The organism is Sorangium sp. So ce448 (genome assembly GCF_051520915.1).
In the GTDB taxonomy this organism is placed as follows: Bacteria; Myxococcota_A; Polyangia; order Polyangiales; family Polyangiaceae; genus Sorangium; species Sorangium cellulosum_B.
Genome location: NZ_CP150343.1, coordinates 11,766,925 through 11,787,755 on the forward strand (window position 1 = coordinate 11,766,925; position 20,831 = coordinate 11,787,755).

Annotated in this window: 20 protein-coding genes and 1 pseudogene; 15 read left to right on the forward strand and 6 right to left on the reverse strand. The window is 70.1% G+C overall.

Annotated elements, in window-relative coordinates; genetic code table 11:
* The first annotated feature begins 1 nt into the window (after nucleotide 1).
* Nucleotides 2-943, forward strand: coding sequence for an MBL fold metallo-hydrolase (locus WMF45_RS44530; protein ID WP_437712800.1), 942 nt, complete (start codon nucleotides 2-4; stop codon nucleotides 941-943).
* Nucleotides 944-1,326: 383 nt separating this feature from the next.
* Nucleotides 1,327-2,238 (forward strand): SDR family NAD(P)-dependent oxidoreductase, encoded by a 912-nt coding sequence (locus WMF45_RS44535; RefSeq protein ID WP_437712802.1) that lies wholly within the window; start codon nucleotides 1,327-1,329, stop codon nucleotides 2,236-2,238.
* A gap of 284 nt (nucleotides 2,239-2,522) precedes the next feature.
* Here the strand turns inward: WMF45_RS44535 and WMF45_RS44540 are convergent, their stop codons facing one another.
* A complete protein-coding gene (locus WMF45_RS44540) occupies nucleotides 2,523-2,804 on the reverse strand; it encodes a cupin domain-containing protein (protein ID WP_272101980.1) in 282 nt (93 codons plus the stop codon).
* 380 nt (nucleotides 2,805-3,184) lie between these two features.
* Here WMF45_RS44540 and WMF45_RS44545 point away from each other — a divergent pair, with 380 nt between their 5' ends.
* Both WMF45_RS44545 and WMF45_RS44550 read left to right on the forward strand, forming a co-directional pair.
* Nucleotides 3,185-4,126 carry a LysR substrate-binding domain-containing protein gene (locus WMF45_RS44545; protein ID WP_437712804.1) on the forward strand — a complete coding sequence of 314 codons (942 nt, stop codon included), beginning with the start codon at nucleotides 3,185-3,187 and terminating at the stop codon, nucleotides 4,124-4,126.
* Between the two features lie 9 nt (nucleotides 4,127-4,135).
* Nucleotides 4,136-5,020 carry a LysR family transcriptional regulator gene (locus tag WMF45_RS44550; protein WP_437712806.1) on the forward strand — a complete coding sequence of 295 codons (885 nt, stop codon included), beginning with the start codon at nucleotides 4,136-4,138 and terminating at the stop codon, nucleotides 5,018-5,020.
* A gap of 4 nt (nucleotides 5,021-5,024) precedes the next feature.
* On the opposite strand, the gene WMF45_RS44555 is transcribed toward WMF45_RS44550, so the two are convergent.
* Nucleotides 5,025-5,870: a ketopantoate reductase family protein gene (locus WMF45_RS44555; protein ID WP_437712808.1), complete on the reverse strand. Its 846-nt coding sequence runs from the start codon at nucleotides 5,868-5,870 to the stop codon at nucleotides 5,025-5,027.
* Nucleotides 5,871-6,057: 187 nt separating this feature from the next.
* Here WMF45_RS44555 and WMF45_RS44560 point away from each other — a divergent pair, with 187 nt between their 5' ends.
* A complete protein-coding gene (locus tag WMF45_RS44560) occupies nucleotides 6,058-7,365 on the forward strand; it encodes a tannase/feruloyl esterase family alpha/beta hydrolase (protein ID WP_437712810.1) in 1,308 nt (435 codons plus the stop codon).
* 30 nt (nucleotides 7,366-7,395) lie between these two features.
* Here the strand turns inward: WMF45_RS44560 and WMF45_RS44565 are convergent.
* Nucleotides 7,396-7,566 (reverse strand): annotated as a pseudogene (locus WMF45_RS44565) (DUF3160 domain-containing protein); the annotation flags it as partial.
* 82 nt (nucleotides 7,567-7,648) lie between these two features.
* Here WMF45_RS44565 and WMF45_RS44570 point away from each other — a divergent pair.
* Nucleotides 7,649-8,809, forward strand: coding sequence for a Kelch repeat-containing protein (locus WMF45_RS44570; RefSeq protein WP_437712812.1), 1,161 nt, complete (start codon nucleotides 7,649-7,651; stop codon nucleotides 8,807-8,809).
* 30 nt (nucleotides 8,810-8,839) lie between these two features.
* Here WMF45_RS44570 and WMF45_RS44575 read toward each other — a convergent pair whose 3' ends face one another.
* Entirely contained in the window at nucleotides 8,840-9,088 is a 249-nt protein-coding gene (locus WMF45_RS44575) for a hypothetical protein (RefSeq protein WP_437712814.1), read from the reverse strand.
* Here WMF45_RS44575 and WMF45_RS44580 point away from each other — a divergent pair.
* The 5 genes from WMF45_RS44580 to WMF45_RS44600 all read left to right on the forward strand — a co-directional run bounded on the left by WMF45_RS44580 (nucleotide 9,087) and on the right by WMF45_RS44600 (nucleotide 13,743).
* Nucleotides 9,087-11,000 (forward strand): ATP-binding protein, encoded by a 1,914-nt coding sequence (locus WMF45_RS44580; RefSeq protein WP_437712816.1) that lies wholly within the window; start codon nucleotides 9,087-9,089, stop codon nucleotides 10,998-11,000. The genes WMF45_RS44575 and WMF45_RS44580 overlap by 2 nt on opposite strands.
* Before the next feature lie 112 nt (nucleotides 11,001-11,112).
* Complete coding sequence (locus WMF45_RS44585) at nucleotides 11,113-11,676, forward strand: DUF99 family protein (RefSeq protein ID WP_437712818.1); 564 nt, start codon at nucleotides 11,113-11,115, stop codon at nucleotides 11,674-11,676.
* A 136-nt stretch (nucleotides 11,677-11,812) separates the two neighbouring features.
* Nucleotides 11,813-12,367: an RNA ligase family protein gene (locus WMF45_RS44590; RefSeq protein WP_437719644.1), complete on the forward strand. Its 555-nt coding sequence runs from the start codon at nucleotides 11,813-11,815 to the stop codon at nucleotides 12,365-12,367.
* Between the two features lie 177 nt (nucleotides 12,368-12,544).
* Nucleotides 12,545-13,015: a hypothetical protein gene (locus tag WMF45_RS44595; RefSeq protein ID WP_437712820.1), complete on the forward strand. Its 471-nt coding sequence runs from the start codon at nucleotides 12,545-12,547 to the stop codon at nucleotides 13,013-13,015.
* Nucleotides 13,012-13,743 (forward strand): nucleotidyl transferase AbiEii/AbiGii toxin family protein, encoded by a 732-nt coding sequence (locus tag WMF45_RS44600; protein WP_437712822.1) that lies wholly within the window; start codon nucleotides 13,012-13,014, stop codon nucleotides 13,741-13,743. Before WMF45_RS44595 ends, WMF45_RS44600 begins: the two co-directional genes overlap by 4 nt.
* Here WMF45_RS44600 and WMF45_RS44605 read toward each other — a convergent pair.
* The gene (locus tag WMF45_RS44605; protein WP_437712824.1) at nucleotides 13,736-14,203 is read right to left on the reverse strand and encodes a cellulase family glycosylhydrolase; all 468 of its coding nucleotides are present in this window, start codon (nucleotides 14,201-14,203) and stop codon (nucleotides 13,736-13,738) included. The genes WMF45_RS44600 and WMF45_RS44605 overlap by 8 nt on opposite strands.
* A 232-nt stretch (nucleotides 14,204-14,435) precedes the next feature.
* Nucleotides 14,436-14,654 carry a heavy-metal-associated domain-containing protein gene (locus WMF45_RS44610; protein ID WP_437712826.1) on the reverse strand — a complete coding sequence of 73 codons (219 nt, stop codon included), beginning with the start codon at nucleotides 14,652-14,654 and terminating at the stop codon, nucleotides 14,436-14,438.
* 294 nt (nucleotides 14,655-14,948) lie between these two features.
* Between WMF45_RS44610 and WMF45_RS44615 the strand changes: the two genes are divergently transcribed.
* The 4 genes from WMF45_RS44615 to WMF45_RS44630 all read left to right on the forward strand — a co-directional run bounded on the left by WMF45_RS44615 (nucleotide 14,949) and on the right by WMF45_RS44630 (nucleotide 20,793).
* Nucleotides 14,949-15,278, forward strand: a complete 330-nt coding sequence (locus WMF45_RS44615; RefSeq protein WP_437712828.1) for a FeoA family protein — start codon at nucleotides 14,949-14,951, stop codon at nucleotides 15,276-15,278.
* Nucleotides 15,275-17,221 (forward strand): ferrous iron transporter B, encoded by a 1,947-nt coding sequence (gene feoB / locus WMF45_RS44620; RefSeq protein ID WP_437712830.1) that lies wholly within the window; start codon nucleotides 15,275-15,277, stop codon nucleotides 17,219-17,221. The genes WMF45_RS44615 and feoB overlap by 4 nt, the downstream gene beginning before the upstream one ends.
* A gap of 78 nt (nucleotides 17,222-17,299) precedes the next feature.
* Complete coding sequence (locus tag WMF45_RS44625; RefSeq protein ID WP_437712832.1) at nucleotides 17,300-19,840, forward strand: PAS domain S-box protein; 2,541 nt, start codon at nucleotides 17,300-17,302, stop codon at nucleotides 19,838-19,840.
* A gap of 113 nt (nucleotides 19,841-19,953) precedes the next feature.
* Nucleotides 19,954-20,793: an SDR family NAD(P)-dependent oxidoreductase gene (locus tag WMF45_RS44630; RefSeq protein ID WP_437712834.1), complete on the forward strand. Its 840-nt coding sequence runs from the start codon at nucleotides 19,954-19,956 to the stop codon at nucleotides 20,791-20,793.
* Nucleotides 20,794-20,831: the final 38 nt, after the last annotated feature.

Here is a 20,831-nt window from a genome sequence, read left to right on the forward strand (position 1 = left end):
CATGCTCCGCGCGGCAAGCTCCACCGCTCTCATGGCGCTCCTCGCCGCCTCGGCGCTGTCCTGCAACAGCATGCCGGGGCGCGTCCTGTCAGGCAACACGGGCGCGCTGTTCGGCGGCCCGGCGCCCGTCGCCAACAAGGTGCGAGAGCCCTACCGCAAAGACGCGCGCCTGGCCGTCCTCTGGGTCGGCCACGCGACGGCGCTCGTCCAGATCGACGACAAGCAGATCCTCACGGATCCGGTCTTCACCTCGACCGTGGGCCTCCTCTCCGCGCGGCTCGTCGAGCCGGGCCTGGACCCGGAGCACGTGCCGCCCCTCTCGGCGGTGCTGGTCTCGCACACGCACTTCGATCACCTGTCGCTCGGCTCGCTCGAGATGATCGAGGAGAAGACACCGGTGCTCTTTGTCCCCCGCGGCGCGCTCCCCTACGTGCCCGATTTCGCGTTCGACACGATCGAGCTCTCCACGTGGCAGCGCTGGGAGCACGACGGGCTGCGGATCACCGCCGTCCCGGTGAAGCACGGGGGAGGCCGCTACGGAGTCGACATCGCCCTCGGCTGGGGTGGATTCACGGGGTACGTCGTGGAATATCATGGGGTCACCGTCTACTTCGGCGGGGACACCGCTTACGATCGCAAGGTGTTCACGGAGACGCGGGCGCGGTTCCCCGCGATCGATCTCGCGCTGATGCCGATCGCGCCGATCGGGCCGCGCGATTTCATGCACTCGCGCCACGTGGACCCGGCAGAGGCGCTAGAGGCCTGCGAAGAGTTGGGCGCGAAATGGATGGTGCCGATCCACTTCGACACGTTCATCAACTCCTCGGACGAGCCCGGCCAGGCGGTCTCCGAGCTCAAGCGCGTGATGGCGGCCCGGCGGATCGCGCCTGGGAAGGTCCACATCCTCGCGCCGGGAGAGCAACGGATCTTGCTCGGCCGCTAGGATCGAGGTCGCTCCTACGCGCTCGCGAACGGCAACACGACGCTGAACGTCGTCGCTGCGCCACATTGTCCGGCACGCCCGGGGCGAGCGGGCCCATCCCCTTGCTCTTGAACTGGTTGTGCCAGAGGCTCTTGCCGGTGATCTTGCCGTTCCCGCCCTCGCCAAATAGAATCGGGCAGGGCTGAAATCTGACGGCGTCGCCAGCGTGATGTAGACAAATTTACATGTCCGAGTGGACTCGTTGGATCTGTTGGTATTTATACGCGGATCAGTGGATCGTATTTCTTGTACGTTATGCCAACCGCCGATCGTTGGCGGAAAATTCTTGACAGGCCGGAATGGCTTCGCGCGGGCTATCCCCGGTGGCATGCCAGCGCGAACGCTTGGACGGCCTCGAGCTCGTCAAGGCGAGCCCGCGGCGCCGCGAACGTCGCGACGAGCACCGGCGGTCCCTCGGGCCGCCCCTCTTCGCCGTCGTCCCGTCAGCTGGAGACAGTCAGTCTTTCGATCCATTCCAGTACTTATTACACGGAGTTGAGATTGCCATGCTCAGCAATAAAGTCGTTTTGATCACCGGGGCCACATCGGGAATCGGGGCCGCGACAGCGATCGCGGCGGCGCGGGCCGGCGCCAGGGTGGTGCTGGCGGCGCGACGCCAGGAGATGGGCGACGCGCTCGTGGCCCGCATCAAGGTGGAGGGTGGAAACGCGCTGTTCGTCCGCACCGACGTCACCGTCGAGGCGGACATCCAGGCTCTGATCGAGCGCACCGTGGAGGCCCATGGGCGGCTGGACAGCGTCTTCAACAACGCCGGTATCGCCACCGCGCTCGGGCCGCTCGCGGACGTGCCGGTCGCCGATTACCTCGCTCTCATGCAGGTCAACCTGCACAGCATCTATCTGTGCATGAGGTATCAAGTGCCCGTCATGAAGAAGGGCGGCGGCGGCTCGATCGTCAACTGCGGCTCGATCGCCTCCACGGTCTCTGCGCCCGGGTTCGGCGTCTATGCCGCGACCAAGCACGCGATCCTCGGCCTCACCAAGTCTGCGGCCATCGACTACGCGGCGGACAAGATTCGCGTCAACGCCATCCTGCCCGGCCCGGTGGAGACCGAGATCTGGGATCATATGCAAAGCGGCGAGCAGGTGCTCGACGCCTTCGGCGCGGCCACGCTGATGAAGCGGTACGCGCACGCGGACGAGATCGCTCGACCGGCGGTCTTCCTGCTGTCCGACTGGTCGTCGTACATGACCGGCACGCAGCTGACCGTGGACGGCGGCTACACCGCAGTGTGACCCGGGGCAGCGCGCCTCGGAAGATCCAGGCGCGCTGCCGGCACCTCGCCGCGACGTCGTTCCCGAGGAGCGCATGCTCGCGCAGATCGTGAGCTGGCCGCCTGAGACGGTTCGTACGATGCTGCCGAACATCAGCCGGTAGAAGGGCTCGTTGGCGGGGCGCCCTCCGCCGCTGCGTCGCCCGCGGTGAAGGGCTCGCGGCATCACCGGTCCCACCGTACGGCCACGCTGCGCGCGCTGGGAAGAAAGACGCAAGGGGCTCGAGCGAGAGAGCGCACGCGCGTCTACTGGAGCCTGTGGAGCAACTCCGTGTCCTGGTCGCCCAGCAGGTAGGTGGCGATGAAGGTCGCGGGGGCCGAGCTGGAAGCGTTGTCGAAGCGCTCGATGGGCGCGCTCGCGGGCTCGAAGATCGTTTGCCCTGCCGTGTAGTACCTGGCCGGTTGGCCTTTTACCTGGAACAGAATACGCCCTTCGGTCACATAGCAGACGACCGGACCGGGGTGCGTGTGCGGCCCTGCCTTGAACCCAGGGGGCAACGTCAGCCGCTGCACCTCGACGCGAGTCACGGCCTTCCCGCCCGCGACCGCGTGAGTTCCAAGCGAGGCTCGCTCCAGGACCGAGTCCCGCGTGCATCCCGCGCCGGCACAGAGCAAGGCTGTCGCCATCGCGAGCGCAGCCCGGGAGAGGCGGCGCCCGCTCCCGGGGAGCGCGCTCCCCGGACGCCGCGTGCGACGAGGGCTGTCGGCGAGATCGCGAGGGAGGTCCCCTTCGCGCAGCGGCGGCTCGCCGTTCCGCCGTGAGACGTGAGCGAAACGCATGGAGTGTGGGTCCTTGTGCTCTGTCAGGCGGCTCCGGCTCGCCTTGACGCCACCAGCATGACGGAGCACCATCATGCTGAAAATCAGGAAGTTTTGTACGGATAGTTCAGAAAAACGGGACGGTTGGCATGCAACGCGTCACCTTCGATCTCGACGTGCTGCGCAGCTTCGTCACGGGGATGGAGCTGGGCAGCTTCGCCAGGGCGGCGAACCGGGTGGGCCGGTCGACCTCGGCGGTGAGCGCTCAGCTCAAGAAGCTGGAGGAGCAGGCGGGCACGCCGCTCTTTCGCAAGGCGGGGCGCGGTCTCGCGCTGACGGAGGCGGGCGAGACGATGCTGGCGTACGCCCGCCGCCTGCTCGAGCTGAACGACGAGGCGGCGGCCGCGGTCCGCGGCGTCGATCTCGAGGGCTGGGTCCGGCTCGGCCTGCAACAGGACTTCGGTGACGTGCTGCTCTCCGAGGTGCTCGGGCGGTTTTCGCGCGCCCACCCGAGGGTGCGGATCGAGGTGCGGGTCGCGCGCAATGCGGAGCTGCTCGAGCGGGTCACGTCGGGCCAGCTCGATCTCGCGCTCGCGTGGGGCGACGGGTTGGGCGCGCCGCACGGCGAGCGTCTGGCAGAGCTGCCGATGCGCTGGATCGGGTCGGCCGCGGGGTGCTCTGCGTGGACCGGGGCGGAGGGCGAGCCGCTGCCGCTCCTGGCCATCGAGGCGCCGTGCCGGTTCCGGGATGCCGCCGCGGCGGCGCTCGATCGCGCTGGCATCCCGTGGCGGCTCGCGTTCACCAGCCCGGACCTGGGCGGGCTCTGGGCCGCGGCGGCGGCAGGGCTCGGGTTCACCGTGCGCACGTCGATCGGCCTGCCCGCCGGCGTGCGGGCGCTCGGCTCCGGGGAGGCCGGGCTGCCGGCGCTGCCCGCGCTCCCCCTGGCCCTGCACAAGGCAGAGGCGGAACCGGGGCCCCCGACCGCCCGCCTCGCGGCCCTCGTGGTGCAGGCGCTGCAACGTCCCGTCGAAATCGCTCGTGGAGTCCAGCGCGAGCCCTCGTGGAGGGAGACGACCGCCCCCGGATGCTAGCCTCACGCCATGCCGACGGACGGACCGTCGTGGGACGACCTGCGCATCCTCCTCACCGTTCACCGTGAGAAGAGCTTCCTCGCTGCGGGCAAGGCGCTCGGGGTGGCCACGTCGACCGTCGCCCGGCGCGTCGAGGCGCTCGAGCGAGCCCTGGGTCGGCCGCTCGTGCATCGCGGCAACACGGGTGTACAGGTCGACGCCGAGGCGCTCGGGCTGGTGGGGCTGGGAGAGGACCTCGAGCTGGGCCTCGAGGCGCTGCGGCGCGACGCCCGTGACGCGACGGTGGCGGGCATCGTGCGGGTGTCGGTGAGCGAGGGCTTCGTGCGGCCGACGACGCGAACCCTGGCCCGCCTCCGCGTGAAGCACCCGGCCCTGCTGCTCGAGGTGGCGTCGGAGTCGCGCCTGGCCGACCTCGCGCGCCGAGAGGCCGACGTGGGCATTCGCATCGCCCGCACCGGGTCGGCCACGCTGGTCGAGAGGCCGATGGGGCGCGGCCACCTCGCCCTGTTCGCGTCGCGCAGCTACGTCGAACGGCGCCTGCCTGGGGCCCGGCTCGGCCGCGACGCGGCGGGCCGCCACGACTGGGTGGGCTTCGACCGCGGGTCGGAGCGCTGGCCGACGGAGCAGTGGTTGCGGGCGTACGGCGCGACTCGCTTCGTCTTTCGCTCGAGCTCGTTCGCGGCCATCGAGGAGGCGGTGCTCTCTGGCCTCGGCATCGGGCTGCTCGGAGAGGCTCACGGGCTGGCGCTCGACGGGCTGGTGCGCCTCGATACCGACGAGCGGCCTCCCTCGGTCGAGGTCTTCCTGGTCTTTCACCGCGACGCCAAGAACACGCCGCGGGTGCGCGTGGTGGTGCGCGAGCTCGAGGCCGAGCTTCGCCGTCACCTCGGCTGAGGCGTCACGGCCGGATCGCCTCGAGCGGCGCCGCGAGCGCCGGGGCCGCCGCGCGCATCATGTCGATCAACATGCGCGGCTCGGCCGTGCCGAGCGCGCCGAGATCGCGCTGGATCTTGGTCCGGCTCAGCGCCCACAGCAGCGCCGTGAGGACGAAGCGCGGCAGCCGGGCCAGGGCGCCGATGACCGGCGGGCGAACGCGGTTCCCCACCTCGCGCACGATGTCCAGGCCAGCCTCGAAGGCCACGGCATGCGCCGCCGCCTCGCGCCACGAGACACCGCCGCCGCGCGCGAACACGATCGTCCCGATGGCCATCAGCGGCACCACCATGGCGGCGTGCGTGCGCAGAAAGCTCTGCATGTCGGGCTCGACGACGGTGGGTATGCCTGCCTCGCTGAACACCTCGGCCCACGCCGCGTCAGAGCTCGTGGTGCCGCGGCGGATCTGCGGGTGCACCCGACCATCGATGAGCAGCGCGAACACCCCGCCGGGGAAGCCGAAGGCGAAGCGCTCGGCGCCCACGGCCTCCCGCAGCGGGGCGATCGACTCGAAGGTGTTGAACATGAACATCACCTTGCGGGCCGCGCTGGCGCGGAGCGCGGGCATCACCGCGGCGACCTGCGGCGCGAGCACCGTCACCAGCACGAGGTCCCACTCCGTCGACGCGTCGAGGGCGCCTCGCACCTTCACCTCGGCGCGCTCGCCCGAGCCGAGCACGATGGCCCCCTCGCGCTGCAGCCACGCGAGGCGCTGGCCGCGCGCGACGACGGTGACGTCGTGGCCCGTCCGGGCGAGCGCAACCGCGAAGGTGCTCCCGATGGCGCCGGGACCGATGATGGCGATTCGCATGCGCCGACACTGAGGCCCGGCGAGCTGCCACGCAACGCGCACCGGCGCCAATTCGATTTGCAAAAACGAGAAACGCGGGCCGCGGCTCGACCTGTTCACTTTTCATGGCTGAAAACCAGCTTATCAGGAGCGCGCATTGACGATCACCGGCGCCAACACGATGGTGGCGACATGAAGTTCAGACGACGTGACGGGCAACTCGCTCAACACGCTCGCGCCGACGCCGCTCGCGCGCGGGTACGCCGTGTTCGCGAGCGATGGTGGACACCAATCGACGGCCGCCTCGCCGGGTGCGGACGCCTCTGCGCTCGCGAACGAGGAGGCCTATAGCAACTGGCTCTCCGACGCCCCCAGGAAGGCGCGCGACGTGGCGGGCCAGATCATCCGGGCGTATTACGGGGTCGACGCGGCGCGCTTCTACGCGGTGGGGAGCTCGACGGGCGGGCGCGAAGCGCTGTTCGCGACGGCGCGCTCCCCGGCCGACTGGGATGGCGCGCTCGTGTTGTACCCGGCGCGCGACGTGGTGAGCTTGACGCTCGGCCTCACCGCGACGCTGCAGGCGCTGTCGGCTCCAGGGGCGTTCCCGAGCGCGGCGAAGCGCAGCCTCGTATGGGACGCGGTGCTGGCCGAATGCGATGCTCTCGACGGTCTGGCCGACGGCGTGGTCGGCGACGTGGCGAGCTGCAACGGGCGATTCGACGTGACGGCGCTACGTTGTATGGGGGGTGAGGACACCGGCGACGCGTGCCTGTCTGACGCGCAGATCCACGCCTTGGAGGCCATCAACGCGCCCGTTCGGCTGGCGTCGCCGCTCGCCGACGGTGACACCGAGCTTGCTGGCTTCAACGTGTACTCGGCTGCGCAGGGCGTCGGGACCGATTCGCCGCTGGAGCCTCACGTGCAGTCCGTCGACCTTGGCTCGCGCGCGCCGACCTTTCCTGTCGACCCGCTCACCAGCTCGTTCGCGGCGGCCCTCGCCGACGGCTTCATGCGCCACGTCGTCGTCAGGGATCCGTCATTCGACTATCGGACGTTCGACGTGCGGACGTTCGGCCCCCACGCCACGCGCGTAGAGGAGCTGTCTGCGCTCGACGGGGGCGACGCCGACATGGGCGGCTTCGCCGCGCGGGGCGGAAAGCTCCTGTTGCTCCATGGCACGGGCGACATGCTGACGAGCCCGCGGACGACGGAGCGCTACGTGGACGGGTTGCAGGCGTCGCTCGGCGCGACGGCCGCCGGCGCGATGCTGCGCTACTACGAGGTGCCTGGGTTCCAGCACTCCGTGAGCACCGTCTTCCAGGTGTCCTGGGATGGCCTCAGCGCGCTCGAGAGGTGGGTCGAGGGCGGCGAGGACCCTGGTGACGCCGAGGTCGTCACGGACCTGGCGGGCGTGCCGGGGCGCACGCGACCGCTCTGCAGGTACCCAACCTTCGCGAGGTATCGCGGGACGGGAGATCCGGACGACGCCGCGTCGTTCGAGTGCGCGGCGCCCTGACACCGCCGCGGGCGTCGCCAGCGTGACCACGGCGGCCCACTCCTGGTCGGTCATGCGCTCGAAGCCCCCGGCGATCTCCTCGACGTAGGACGATGCGAGCCCCACGAACGCGCGCGGCCCGCGGCCGCACGGATCGGCCGTCACGACCATGAGCCGCGGCAGGCCGGTGCCCAAGTGACGCTGAATCAGCAACTTATCCATGCATCGACGAGATACTTCTCCTGTACGCTCGCGATGCGCCGGGCGCGCGCCCGCCGTTTCCTGGAACAAGGAGGTCGCTTGGATGAGGTTCAGGGTTCAGCTTCGGATCGTGCTCATCGCTTCTCTCTCGCTCGTGCTCTCGCTCGCCGGTATCCGCCCGAGCGCCGCTCAATCGAATTTGCCCTACTGGACCGAGATTCCGCAGGGCGGCGCCATCCCCGACGCCATCTGGGACGGCGCGAGCGCCTATCACCAGGGCATCTTCTACATCTTCGGCGGGTTGAACGGGACCTACCCGGATGACGAGCCCGTGGCCGATTTCAGCGCCTTCGACGTCGACACGCTGACCTGGTACGACCTCGGCCAGTACCCGGGCGGGCCGTCCGCCAGGGCCGAGTCGATGATGTGGTGCGTCGCCGAGGAGGACGCGCTGATCGTCTCCGGCGGGAGAGGTCCTTTCCGGCGCGGGCTCGACCTCACGCACCAGGACACGTTCCGGTTCGATCCGGTGCACGGGTGGACGCAGATCGCGCAGAGCGCGGCCGAGATCGGGCGCGCCAACCGCTCCACGGAGGCGGTCGCCGTGCGAAAGAAGGGGAAACACAAGACCGTCGCGTACGCCTTCTCGGGCTCGTCGTCGACGCTGCCAGCCTTCATCAACCGTCCTGACGGCCTCCAGCACAACCTGGTCCGCTACAAGAACGGCTGGAAGCAGGTCGCGACCGGCTCACCCGCCCCGCGCGCTCGAGCCCACCATCCGCTCGTCTACTCCCAGGGCTGGAACGCCCTGCTCGTCTACGGGGGATACACGAACGACGCCGTGAACGGGACCGGCCTGTTCACGCCGGAGAACTACCTCGGCGACCTCTGGTGGTTCGACGTCGACACGGAGACCTGGGATCAGCTCGTCTTCGACGAGGCCGCCGGACCGGGCCACCGCGACAACGCGAAGCTGATCGCCGATGAGCACAACGACCGCATCTGGCTGTTCGGGGGCAGCCAGTTCGACGGGACCACCCTGTCCGATGTCTGGTACTTCGATCTCCACACCGGGACCTGGACCCGCGTGGACACCGCGATGACGGGGCCGGCGCCGGCGCCGAGGTTCGGCCAGTTCTACTTCACTCGGAGGACCGCCACGGCCTACGAGCTCTACATCTTCGGGGGAGCGACCGCGGAGTTCGCGCCAGTGCTGCTCAACGACATGTGGCGATTGACGATCCCCCTCGCCTGCGGCGGCTGAGTCTCCCCCAAAGCTTCGAATACGCCTGTCTCAGGCGAATTCTCCGACCTCGCCCTGGTCACGATTTCCTGAGCTCCACAGGCCGGGCTGCCGGGCTGACACATCTTCCCTGACGTAGAGGGCCCGCGCCCCGGTAGCCATGCGAGTGAACACAACCATGCGGCCAAGCAGGCGCGCGACGCCGAGCACGCTCCGCAGCCTGGTGACGTGAACGGGGAGTCGCCACGTCAGCAGGCTCGTGCCTTGGCGCAGCTCTCGTGTTACGACGTTGGTGTCCATGGTGGGGGATGCTGGAACGCCGGGCGTCACGGTCGCAAAAGAACGGTTCCGCAAGTGGAACGACTTCGTCCGCGAGCTGGATCTCGCCGACCCGCTGCGCCGTCTCGTACTCGACTCATGGGAGCGCAGCTGGGCGGCGGCGGTCGACCCCGTTCGTCCGCCCTTCCGGAGGATCAACGACGAGGAGCTCGCGAGGAGGCTGGAACGGAGCGCGGACCTGGTCCGGGCCGCCATCCCTCACCTGCACTGGGCCGCCGCGCTCCTGCGGGCGTCGGAGCCGGCCGTCTACGTCGTCGATGGGGACGGCATCGTCCTTTACTCGGTCGGCACGTCTCCTTCGATGATGCAGACATTCGGCCTCCTGCCCGGATTCGACTGGTCGGAGCGGGCGATGGGGACCAACGGCGCCGGCACCGCCATTGCCGCCAATCGCCCGGTCGCGATCGTCGGGCCCGAGCACTTCGCGAGCGCATTCGACGACTGCACGTGCACCGGCGCGCCGATCCACGCGCCCGACGGTACGATCATCGGCGCGATCGACGTCAGCACGTCCGTCGCGACCGGCAGCCCCGAGCGGCTCGCGCTGGTGGCGCACATCGCCTACACCATCGAGCGCGAGCTGCAGGCGTCGTGGGAAAGCCGCCGCCGCGAGGCCGAGGAGGCGGGCCGGATCCAGGCAGAGGAGGCGCGCGAGCAGCTCGCCCACCTGCAGGCCGTCACGGCCGCGCTCGCCCGCACGAGCACCGCCGGAGAGTCCGCCTGCGTCGCCATCCGCGCGATCGGCGCGATCCTGCGGGCCCAGGGCGCGCGGGCCTACCTGCGAACGGACGACCCACGAGGCCTGCGCCTCGTGGCCTCGACCGGCGACAACGGGACGTCGCCCTTTTCGGCGATCCCGTCCGATCCGGAGCAGCCGATCGCCCTGGCCCTGTGCCGCGGCGAGCTGGTCATCCTGCCGGACCCCGACGAGGCCGAGGGGGCCGCCGCGCGCTTCGCCCCGAGCCCCACCCTGTCCGCGATGGCCTCGCCACGCCTCGTGGCGCTGCCGCTCCGGATCCACGGTCGGGATCTCGGCGGCCTGGTATTCGTCATCGAGGGGCCGTGCCGCATCGATCCGGCGATGCGCCAGCTGGTCGCCACGATGGCGGATCAGTGCGCTCAGGCGGTCGAGCGCAATTGCCTCTTCGAGTCGGAGATGCGCGCCCGCGCCGAGGCACAGGATGCGGTCCGGCAGCGCGAGCAGATGCTCGGCATCGTGGCCCACGATCTCCGCAACCCCCTCAGCACGATCATGCTCCGGGCGGCCCTGCTGAAGCGGGAGCTCGGGTCCCGCGTCGACGAGGAGAAGTGGCGGGACGGCATACGGATGATCGAGCGCGCAGCGCGCCACAGCAACCGCCTCATCGCCGACCTGCTCGACGTCGCGAGCATCGACGCTCGCCGATTGTCGATCCTGCCCGCCCCCCATGAGGTCTCCGACCTCGTGGCGGATGCGACGGAAGCGGTGCGCTCCGGCGCGACCGGCCGCTCGTTGTCAATGCACGTGGAGGTTCCGACGGATCTGCCGCGGGTGCTCGCCGATCGCGACCGGGTCGTCCAGGTCCTCTCCAACCTGCTCGGGAATGCCCACAAGTTCACGCCCGACGGCGGGACGATCGGCGTGCGTGCCGAGGCGCTCGACGGCGAGGTGGGGATCCACGTCCGGGACTCCGGTGTCGGAATCGAGGCCGAACACCTCCCACGCATCTTCGACCCGTACTGGACGCGCCCGAACAACAGGCAGCGCGGCACGGGCCTCGGTCTGGCGATCGCGCGGGGGATCGTCCAGGCGCACGGCGGGCGAATCTGGGTGGAGAGCCGGGTCGGCGACGGGAGCACCTTCTCGTTTACCTTGCCGCTCGCCGATCGCTGAAGTGCGCTGGAGGAAAATTACCAACATGCCGGAATGGCCTCGAGCGGGCTATCCTTCGCAGGCTGTTGACCGTGACGCCATTTGGTTAAAGTAAGCGCTTCAACGCCGAGTCATGCGCAGCCGACGAATTTCAAATGTGATTGGGTTCGACGATGCGCCGTTCGAGCGGGGGATGGGTGGGAAGGTAGCGCTCGTGGGGACGGTTTGTTCGGGGACGCGGCTCGACATCGTGGTGCGTGGGCACGTCGAGCAAGATGGCAGCGACGCCACCGGGGTGATGGCGGAGCTCGTGAAAGAGAACGAGCTGGTCCACGTGCGCGGCGTGCTGATGCAGGGCATCACGGTGGCGGGGTTCAACGTCGTCGACATCAACGTCTTGGCGGAGGAGCTCGGGGTGCCGGTGATGGTCGTGATGCGCAAGCGGCCAAAGATGCAGAAGTTCCTCGAAGCGCTCGAACAGGTGAAGAGCGCGCCCGAGAAGCGGAGCGTGCTCGAGCGAGCCGGGCCGATCGAGCCTTGCGCTGGCCTGTGGGTGCACCGCGCCGGCCTGTCGCTCGAGGAGGGGCGCGAGCTCATCGCACGGACCACGTTGCACGGCGCCATCCCCGAGCCGCTGCGCCTCGCGCACATCATCGCGGGAGGGACGACGCGCGGAGTGAGCCGTGGTCGAGCTTGAACACCCGCTCGGTCGGAAGGCCTACTTCAAGATTCCGCACCTGCCCGGCTCTCGCACTGGCTCGTCCGACCGGACCGCTCCGCGCGAGCTTGCCGAGCGCTGTCTTGTCGCGCCGCGCCCCGGAGAAGAGGTGCTCGTGCAAGAGAAGCTCGACGGCTCCTGCGTCGCGGTGGCGCGCCTCGGCGACGCCGTGCTGGCGCTGGGCCGTGAAGGCACGCTCGCCGCGCGCTCGGAGAACCCCGGGCGCCAGATGTTCGCGGCCTGGGTCGAGCAGCGCGCGACCTCGTTTCGCGAGCTGCTCCACCCCGGCGGGTGGCTCGTCGGCGAATGGCTCGCGCTTGCGCATTCGACCCGTTACGAGCTCCGCCACGAGCCGTTCGTGGTCTTCGACGCCTTTCATGAGGGCCGACAATGGACGTTCGACGAGCTCGACGCTCGTTTGCAATTGCAAGGCGCATTCCCTCGTCCGGCGCTCCTGCATCGAGGTGGCGCGCTCGGCATCTCGGCCATGCTCGAACGGCTGGGCAGAGGCGGCCACGGCGCCATCGAGCCGCCGGAAGGCGCTGTTTGGCGGGTCGAGCGCGCCGGGCGCGTGGTCGGCATGGCGAAATACGTGCGCAGCGACAAAGTCGACGGTGCGCTCCTCCCCGAGAATTCAGGGCATGAAGCGGTCTGGAACTGGAGGCCATGAAGACGGTCACCTTCGTCACCGGGAATGGCTGGCGGCACGACGAGGCCAGGCGCCTGCTGTCGGGGCTGCACGTCGAACGCCGCCTGCGACGAGGCCGCGTTCGCCAGGACCTGCGACGCGCTCGGCGTAAGGGCGCTGCTTATCTCGCTGCCGCGCGGCCGGACGCCCCGCCAGCCGATGACGGGAGCACACCACCGCGGCTCGCTGCAGGAGGTCCTGCTGGTCGTACATCAGCTGGCCCGCGACCTCGCGCAAGCTGGCTTCGAGGTCATCCGCACCAAGGTGGAGGCCGTCGGCCCGCACCGCGATCTGCCGCTCACGGACGATGTGGCCGCGCGGGCGCCGCGCACCAACTATTTCGAGCACCACGCCAAGGTCGTTCTGCCCTCGCCTGACAGCGAGGCCGAGGTGTCGCGCGCGTTCGCCGAGCTGGGGGCCTACCTGTCGCGCGGCGCGCCGCGCGCGGACGGCGTCGAGCTCCGCTTCGTCACGCTGCGCTCGTGGGGCCTGGGGCAGGCTTCGGCCGACGCGCGCTTCGATCAGGTGCTGGCGCTCGCAGCGCGGCTCGGTCTGCCTCTGCGCAATCGTGCGCGTGAGTACACCGTCTATGATTCGGCGCTCGACGTGGACACGGGGTGGATGGCGTGAGCCTGATCCGTTCGTGGCTCGAGCTCATGCCGCGCACCGGATTCGGCGCCGACGCCGTGCTGCGAGGCAGCCAGCTCACGGCGAGCTGGGTCCCCGGGCGTGTCGCGGCGGATCTCGACTTCGTTCTCATGGGCGACTGGAGCCTCGATCGCGCCACGCGCGTCGTGAACCAGCTCCTGGGCTCGAGCGCGCTGCCGGCGGAAGGCGTCGTCGCTGACCTCGGCGTCAAAGCGTGGGGCATCTGGCTCGAAACGCCCTGGCCTGGCCTGCGGCTGGAGCTTTCACGCGGCGAACGAAGGCTACAGGTCGACTTCGGTTGGGGCGAGGTGCTCGGCGTCGCTCCTCGCCCTTTCGAGCTGGAAGGTTTCACGCTGCCGGCCGTCGCGCCCGAGGTGATGTTCGCCTGGAAGGTTCACTCGCTGGTGGAGCTCGGTCCGCGTGGTCGCTGGCACCCGAAGACGCTCATCGATCTGGTGCTCCTGGCCCGGCACTGCACGCTCGATCCCGCGGCCACCAAGCGTTGCGTCGAGAGCGCCTTCGCCAGCCGCGAGATGAGCCTCAGCGCGCTCGACGCCTTCTTCACGGCCGAGGACTGGGGGTCCGGCCGCAGCAGCCGTCACAAGTGGAAGAAGTACGTGGCGACGGCGCCGTGGGTCACCTTCTCGCGCACCGACGCCATCCGCGAAGCGCGCGAGGTGGTGCGGTCGTTCCTGCACCCCGTCAGCTGACGGAGCCGCGCCGAACACGGGCGCCCGGGTCCGGGGACGTCGTCACGCCATCACCTGCACGAGCCGGTCTCGATGCCAGGAGCGTCTTGTAATCGAACGGGTGCTTGCCGCACTCGTACACGGCGTGCTGCGCGAACTCGCCGACCATCAAAGGCAGGTTCAACGCCACGGACTCCTGCAGCTCTTTCGTGATCGTGGCCCCGCTGCCGTCCGTCCACCACATGTGGACGCTGAGCAGGATGTTCGGGTCGTGCTTGACGAGCGCGGGGCCGACGGCCTGGAGCTGGTCGATGTTCTGCCCCCACTTGGAGGCGTCGATCACGAGCGGGACCGTGATGCCGGCGCCGCGCATCCGGGTGATGGCCTGCTTGTAGCCCGCCTCCCACGCCGCGTTGTCGACCTGGTCCCCGACCTCGTTGCCGATGTTGACGAGCAAACTCTGCTCGTGCTTCTTGATCACGGCGACGACATCCGCTCTCGTCCAGTAGTCGACGAGGCTCGGCAGGAGATCCCATTTCCCCGTGGCGTCGTGGAGCTCGACGATTCGAAGCTCGCGGAGACGGCCAGATGTGTGAGCCGGCCTCCGCTTGAATTGACCGGTAAAGTTTCCACCGCATCGTCGAGCGCGGCTTGGGAGATCTCATGGCGCGATGCGCTGTCACGAGACCACGCGCCGCGGGCGCTGCGCGCGCTCAGGCGGCGCGCGGGCGCACGCCGTAGCCGGCCCCGCGCACGGCCTCGACGAGTGCGGGAACGGGCGCGCTCGCCGGCTCGTGCTGCACCACGACGGTGCCCTCGCGCAGGCGCACGTCGACCCTGGCCACGCCGCCGAGCTCGCGAAGCGCGCTGTCGATGTGGCGGACGCAGGACGGGCAGCTCATCCCGTCCACCTGGAGCATGGTCTCTTTCATCGCGTCTTCCTTTCGGCGACCCGCGGGCCGCCCACCTTCGGAGACGCAGCCATCGGGGTTCATTACACCCGAGCAGCGGCGGGTCTGCTATGTCCAGGACCTGGAAGGGTTGGCCACCCGGGCAGGAACAGGAGAACAGGCGTCGCCGCCGCGCCAGAGCGGCCAGCCGCCACGGCAGCTGCTCGAGAGGCGCTCGACATCCCGGCCGAACCCGTTCACAATGAGCTCGGATTTGAAATTGATTTTCAAAATCTGGCAGGACCCATGGTTTCCAGCGTTCCTCCCCAACTTGACGTGACCTTCCCCGACGTGGACTCGGCCGGCAGCGTGGCCGGCGCGCATGCCCCGGCGCACGCCGGCGCCGCAGCTCCTGCGGGTCCGCTCTCGGAGGTGCGCGCCGGTGAGCGTGTGATCGTGGTCGAGATCGACCTCGACGCCGAGCTCGCCGGGTGGCTCGAGGCGATGGGGCTCGGCCCCGGCCAGACGCTCACGTCGATCCGGCGCGCGGCGTTCGGCGGGCCGCTCCACGTGCGCACCGGGTCGGGCGGGGAGCTCGCGATCAACGCGACGCTCGCGCGCTCGATCCTGGTGGCGCCCCTGCCCTCGCAGAGGCGGGTCGGATGACCGCCTGCCATGCAGGTACGGAGCGCCTCCCGGCGTCGGCAGAGCGGCCGCTCATCGCGCTGCTCGGGCGGCCGAACTCGGGCAAATCGTCGCTGTTCAACCGGCTGACCGGCGGCAGCGCGCACGTCGGCAACTTCCCGGGCATCACCGTCGACATCCTCACGGCCGACGTCCGCATCGCGGGCGGGGCCGTCGCGACGATCGCGGATCTCCCCGGGCTCTACTCGATCGAGGCCGTCGTCGATCCGGCGACGGACGAGGGCGTCGCGCGCCGCTTCCTCGACCGCACCGGCGAGGGCGAGCGGCCGCGCCTCGTCGTCCAGGTGGTGGACGCCACGCAGCTCGGGCTCGGCCTGCGGCTCACGCGTGAGCTCGTGCGGCGCGGGCTCGCCCCGCTCGTCGTCGCCACGCAGCGCGACGTGCTCGAGGGCGAGGGGCGCGGGCTCGACCTCAGCGCCCTCGAGCGCGCCATCGGCCTCCCCGTGCTGCTCGTGAGCGCGAGGGACCCGGCCGCCCGGGGCGTGGTGCTCGACGCGGCGGCCGCGCGGCTCGACGCGATCGCGTCGGGCGCCGTGGAGCCCCCCGGCGCCGCGGCGTGGGATCCGGATGAGGTGGCGCGCGCCGTGTACGTCGAGCCGCCGCGCCGCGACGCCGCCGCGGAGCGACGGAGGACGTTCACCGCGCGCGCCGACGCCGTGCTGCTCCACCCGGCGGCCGGCCCGGTGCTGTTCCTCGGGCTCATGGCGCTCCTCTTCGCCGCCGTGTTCCTCGTGGCCACCCCGGTCACCGAGGTGCTCGACGCGGCGATCGGTGAGCTCGGCAGCGTCGTGTCCCGCGCCCTCGGCGGGGGGCTCGCCGCCTCGTTCGTCGTCGACGGCCTGCTCGGCGGGGCGGGGACGGTGCTCGCCTTCATGCCGCAGATCGTGATCCTCACGATCGCCATGGAGCTGCTCGAGGCGAGCGGGTACCTCGCGCGCGGCGCCTTCCTCGTCGACCGCCTGCTCCAGCTGATGGGGCTCAGCGGCCGGGCGTTCCTGCCGCTGCTGATGGGGCACGCGTGCGCGGTGCCCGCCGTGCACGCCACGCGCATCCTGCGCGACCCGCGCGAGCGGCTCACGGCGATCCTCGTCCTGCCGCTCATGGCCTGCTCTGCGCGGATCCCGACCTACGCGCTCCTCCTGACGACCTTCTTCGCGGCCCACGGCGCCTGGGTGCAGGCGCTGCTCTTCGTCGCGCTCTACGTCTCCGGCATCTTCTCCGGGCTCGTCGCCTCGCTCGTGCTGCGGCGCACGGCGACCCGCGGGCGCTCGCTCCCGATGGTGCTCGAGATGCCGGCGTACCGCAGCCCCGAGCCGCGGCTCGTGGTCCGCAAGGCGGGCCAGGCGGCGTGGCGGTTCACGCGCGACGTGGGGACCGTCATCCTCGCCGTCTCGGCCGTGCTGTGGGTGCTCTTGAAGGTCCCCATGCCGGGCGCCGCGCCCCACGAGCCTCCGGCGGCCGCGGCCGAGAGCGCGGCGACGTCGCTCGAGTCGAGCATCGCCGGCAGCGTGGGGCGCGCGCTCGAGCCGGTGACCGCGCCGCTCGGGTTCGACTGGCGCATCAACGTCGGTCTCATCGGTTCGTTCGGCGCGCGCGAGGTCATGGTCGGGACGATGGGGGTCATCTTCGGCGTCGAGGACGCCGACGACGAGCCCGCGCCGCTCGCCGAGCAGATCCGCGAGGCGAGGCGCCCGGACGGGTCGCTCGCGTACTCGTCGCGCACCGGGCTCGCGCTGCTCGCGTTCTTCGTCCTGGCCTGCCAGTGCATGAGCACCGTGGCGGCGATCCGGCGCGAGACGAAGTCGTGGCGCTGGCCCGCGTTCGTCCTCGCCTACACCTACGCGGCGGCGTACGTCGCGGCGCTCGTCGTCTACCAGGGGAGCGGGCTGCTCGGGATGCCGTGAGGCGGCGCCGCTCAGGGAGGGCGCGCGCCGGCGCTCCTCTCCCTGGCGAGCAGGAACAGATCGGCATCCGAGGAAGCCATGCCGAGGGACCGGATCGCGTCGACCCTTCAGGCGGCGCGACTCCCGTGCAACAATCGGTCGATTCAGGTGGGGGCCACGTTATCGGCAGAAGAGATCGAGGCGTCGATCGGCCGCGACGAGGAGGTCGCCTGCACGGCCTCTCTCGGCCCATGCGCTCGCCGCGAGGTTTACCCGGCGCCGGGCGAGCTCATGGCGCGCGCGGCGCCCCGCATCGCGCGCGTGGCCGATCTCGACGAGCTCGCCGGGCTCCTGCTCGACCAGGCGATGGAGCTCGGCGCTCGCGCTGCCTACCTGCTCCTGACCTCCGAGGACACAGGCGAGCTCGGGCTGCATTCCCACCGCCACGTGCCCGCCGACATCCGTCTCTGCCTCGCGCGGGTGGCGCGGGGCGCGCCGCTGCTCGATGAATGGGCGGCGAGCTCGGGTCGCGTTCAGGTGATGAGCGACGCGCGCTCGCTCGATGCGGGTCCGTCCATGACGCGAGCGCTCTGCGCGCGGACCGACGCACAGAGCGCGGTCTCGATGCCCCTCCGCGTCCGCGATCGCTGCCTCGGCGTCCTCTCGTTCTGCCTGCCCCGCCCTTGCCCCTACGCCGATGTCGATCTCGGCGCGCTCGCCGCGCTCTTCGCGATCGGCCTGGACAGCGCCCTCGCGCGCGAGGGGAGCGTACGGACCTCGGACCGCATGGCCCAGGAGCTCCGACGCACGAGTCACCTGGAGAGGGCGCTCCGGGAGAGAGAGCAGCGCTTTCGGGCGATCTTCGACGGGGCCCTCCAGTTCATCGGCCTGCTCTCGCCGGAGGGCATCGTCCTGGAGAACAACCGCACCGCTCTCGAGTTCTGCAGGGCCACGGAGGCAGAGACGATCGGCCGTCCGTTCTGGGAGCTGTCGGGGTGGAGCCCCGAGCACAGGGAGCACGTCCGCGCCGCCGTCGCCGAGGCCGCGGCGGGCCGGCTCGTGCGAGACGAGATCTACGTGAACGGAGCGACCGGGCGGCGCTTCATCGATTTCTCCATCAAGCCCATCACCGACGACCGTGGCAGGGTCGTGATGCTCATCCCCGAGGGGCGCGACATCACCGAGCGCCGGCAGATGGAGCAGTCGCTCCGCGAGAGCGAGGAGGACTTCCGGCTCACCTTCGAGAACGCGCCCATCGGCATGGCCATCGTCGGGCTCGGCGGGGGGTTCATCCGCGTCAACCGCGCCTACTGCGAGATCGTGGGCTACTCGGCGGAAGAGCTCTCGAAGCTCCGCTTCCAGGACATCACCCACGCCGACGACGTGGACGCCGACGTCGGCCTGGTCGAGCAGCTCAGGCGCGGCGAGATCCCGCGCTATCAGCTCGCCAAACGTTATATCCACAGGGATGGGAGGGTCATCCCCGTCATCCTGCACGTATCCGTCGTGCACGGGGCGGACGGCGAGCCCATTCACTACATCGCCCAGGTGGAGGACGTGACGGCGCGCAAGCAGGCCGAGGAGGAGCGCGAACGCCTGCTCGCGCAGCTGGACGCCGAGCGGAGGACGCTGCAAACGGTCTTCGACAGCGCGCCCATCCCGCTCCTGCTCATCGATCGAAGCGGCCCAGAGCGCCTGATCGCCAACCCGCACGGGCAAGATCTCACGGGGGGCGCCGAGGCGCGGAGTCAGTGCGTCGGTCGCGTGCGGCGCCCGGACGGCGCCGCCTTGACGCTGGAGGAGCTGCCGTCGAGCCGGGCGATGCGCGGCGAGACGCTCACCGGGGAGGAGCTCATCGTCGCCACGGCGGACGGCTCGTGCCGGACATTCCTCGTCGCCGCCGCGCCGCTCCGCGACGGCGCGGGGAAGATCACCGGGGCCATCGTCGCCGCCGAGGACATCAGCCCGTTGAAGGAGCTCGCGCGGATGCGCGAGGAGTGGACAAGCATCATCGCCCATGACCTGCGTCAACCGATCACCACGATCGTCCTCAAGGCCGCCGTGCTCTCGAAGCAATCGCAGTCCAGCGACAAGGCGCAGCACATCCTGGCCAGCGCGAGGCAGCTCAACCGGATGATCGACGATCTGCTCGACGTCTCCCGCCTCGAGTCGCGCCGGCTGGATCTCCGGCGCGTCGAGGTCGATCTCCCGGCGCTCATCCGGGCGACGGTGGAGCGGACGGCGGACGCGACGAGGGGACATCGGGTCGACGTCGAGGTGCCGGACGGGGTCCCGCCGCTCCTGGCCGATCCCGGGCGCCTGGAGCAGGTGCTCACCAACCTGCTCTCCAACGCGGCCAAGTACGGCGCGCCCGAGACGCCGATCAGGATCGCCGTGGAACGGCGGAGCGGCGAGGTGCTCGTGGTGGTCGAGAACGAGGGGAAGGGCATCGCGCCGGACGAGCTTCCGAGGCTCTTCACCCGCTATTACCGGACGCGCGACGCGAAGGCCGGAGGCGCCGCCGGGCTGGGCCTCGGGCTCTACATCGTGCGAGGGCTCGTCGAGGCCCACGGGGGGCGGATCTGGGCGGAGAGCGCACCCGGGAAGACGACCTTCCAGTTCACGCTGCCGCTGCCGTAGCGACGAGGCGCGGACCTGACGCGCCGCCGTGCCGCTCGAGACAGCCGTCAGGAGGGATCGCGACGGCCTGGTGCCCCTCCTTGACAAATGCCACCGAGTAGCATATTCAGATCATGGAACACGACAAGGTCGCGCTCATCACGGGCGCAAACCACGGTATCGGGCTCGAGCTCACGCGTCGTCTGCTGTCGGAGGGCTTTCAGGTCATCGCGCTGAACCGCTCGGGGTTCCCCGAGGACGATCCGCTGATCCAGGAGAGCGTCGAGCGCCGGAGGCTCCGTGTCCACAAGGCGGATCTGTCCGATTTCGAGGGCCTCAGGCGGGCGCTCGACGCGATCAAGGCGAGCGAAGAGAAGATCGACGTGCTGTTCAACAACGCTGGCGGCAGCGCCCCGGAGCTGACCTTCTCCAGGCAAGGCCGCGAGCTGCACTTCGAGCTCCAGACGGTGGTGCCGTACGTCATCGCGATGGAGCTCAGAGGGCTGCTGCGGAAGGGGGACTTGAAGACGGTCGTGAACACGTCCTCCAATGCGTTCGAGATGACGAGGCGCTTCGACCCGGAAGCCCTGGAGCGCCCGGCATCGTTCAAGCAGCTCTTCGGCCCTTACGCGACCTCCAAGCTCGCGCTCTCCCTCTGGACGCGTGAGGTGGCGCCGCTGCTCGCGGGGGACGGGATCAAGATCCGGAGCGTGGATCCTGGGCCCAACAACACGCTGAGGAAGGGAAAGCGGTCGGGGCTGCCGTTCTACGTGGAGCCGCTGATGAGGTTCCTGTTCCCGCCCCCGAGCCAGGGGGCTTCTCGGCTCTACGAGGCGGCGTTCGGCGCGAACCGGGACCTCTCAGGCGTCCATCTGAAGAAGGACCGCGCGAGGGATCTTCCGTTCCGGGAGCATGGCCCGAGGGTGCTGGAGAAGGTGCGATCCATCCACGAGCGGGAGTTCGCCGCCCGCTGACGCGCTCGAGACAGCCGCGCCTCGCTGATACACATCTC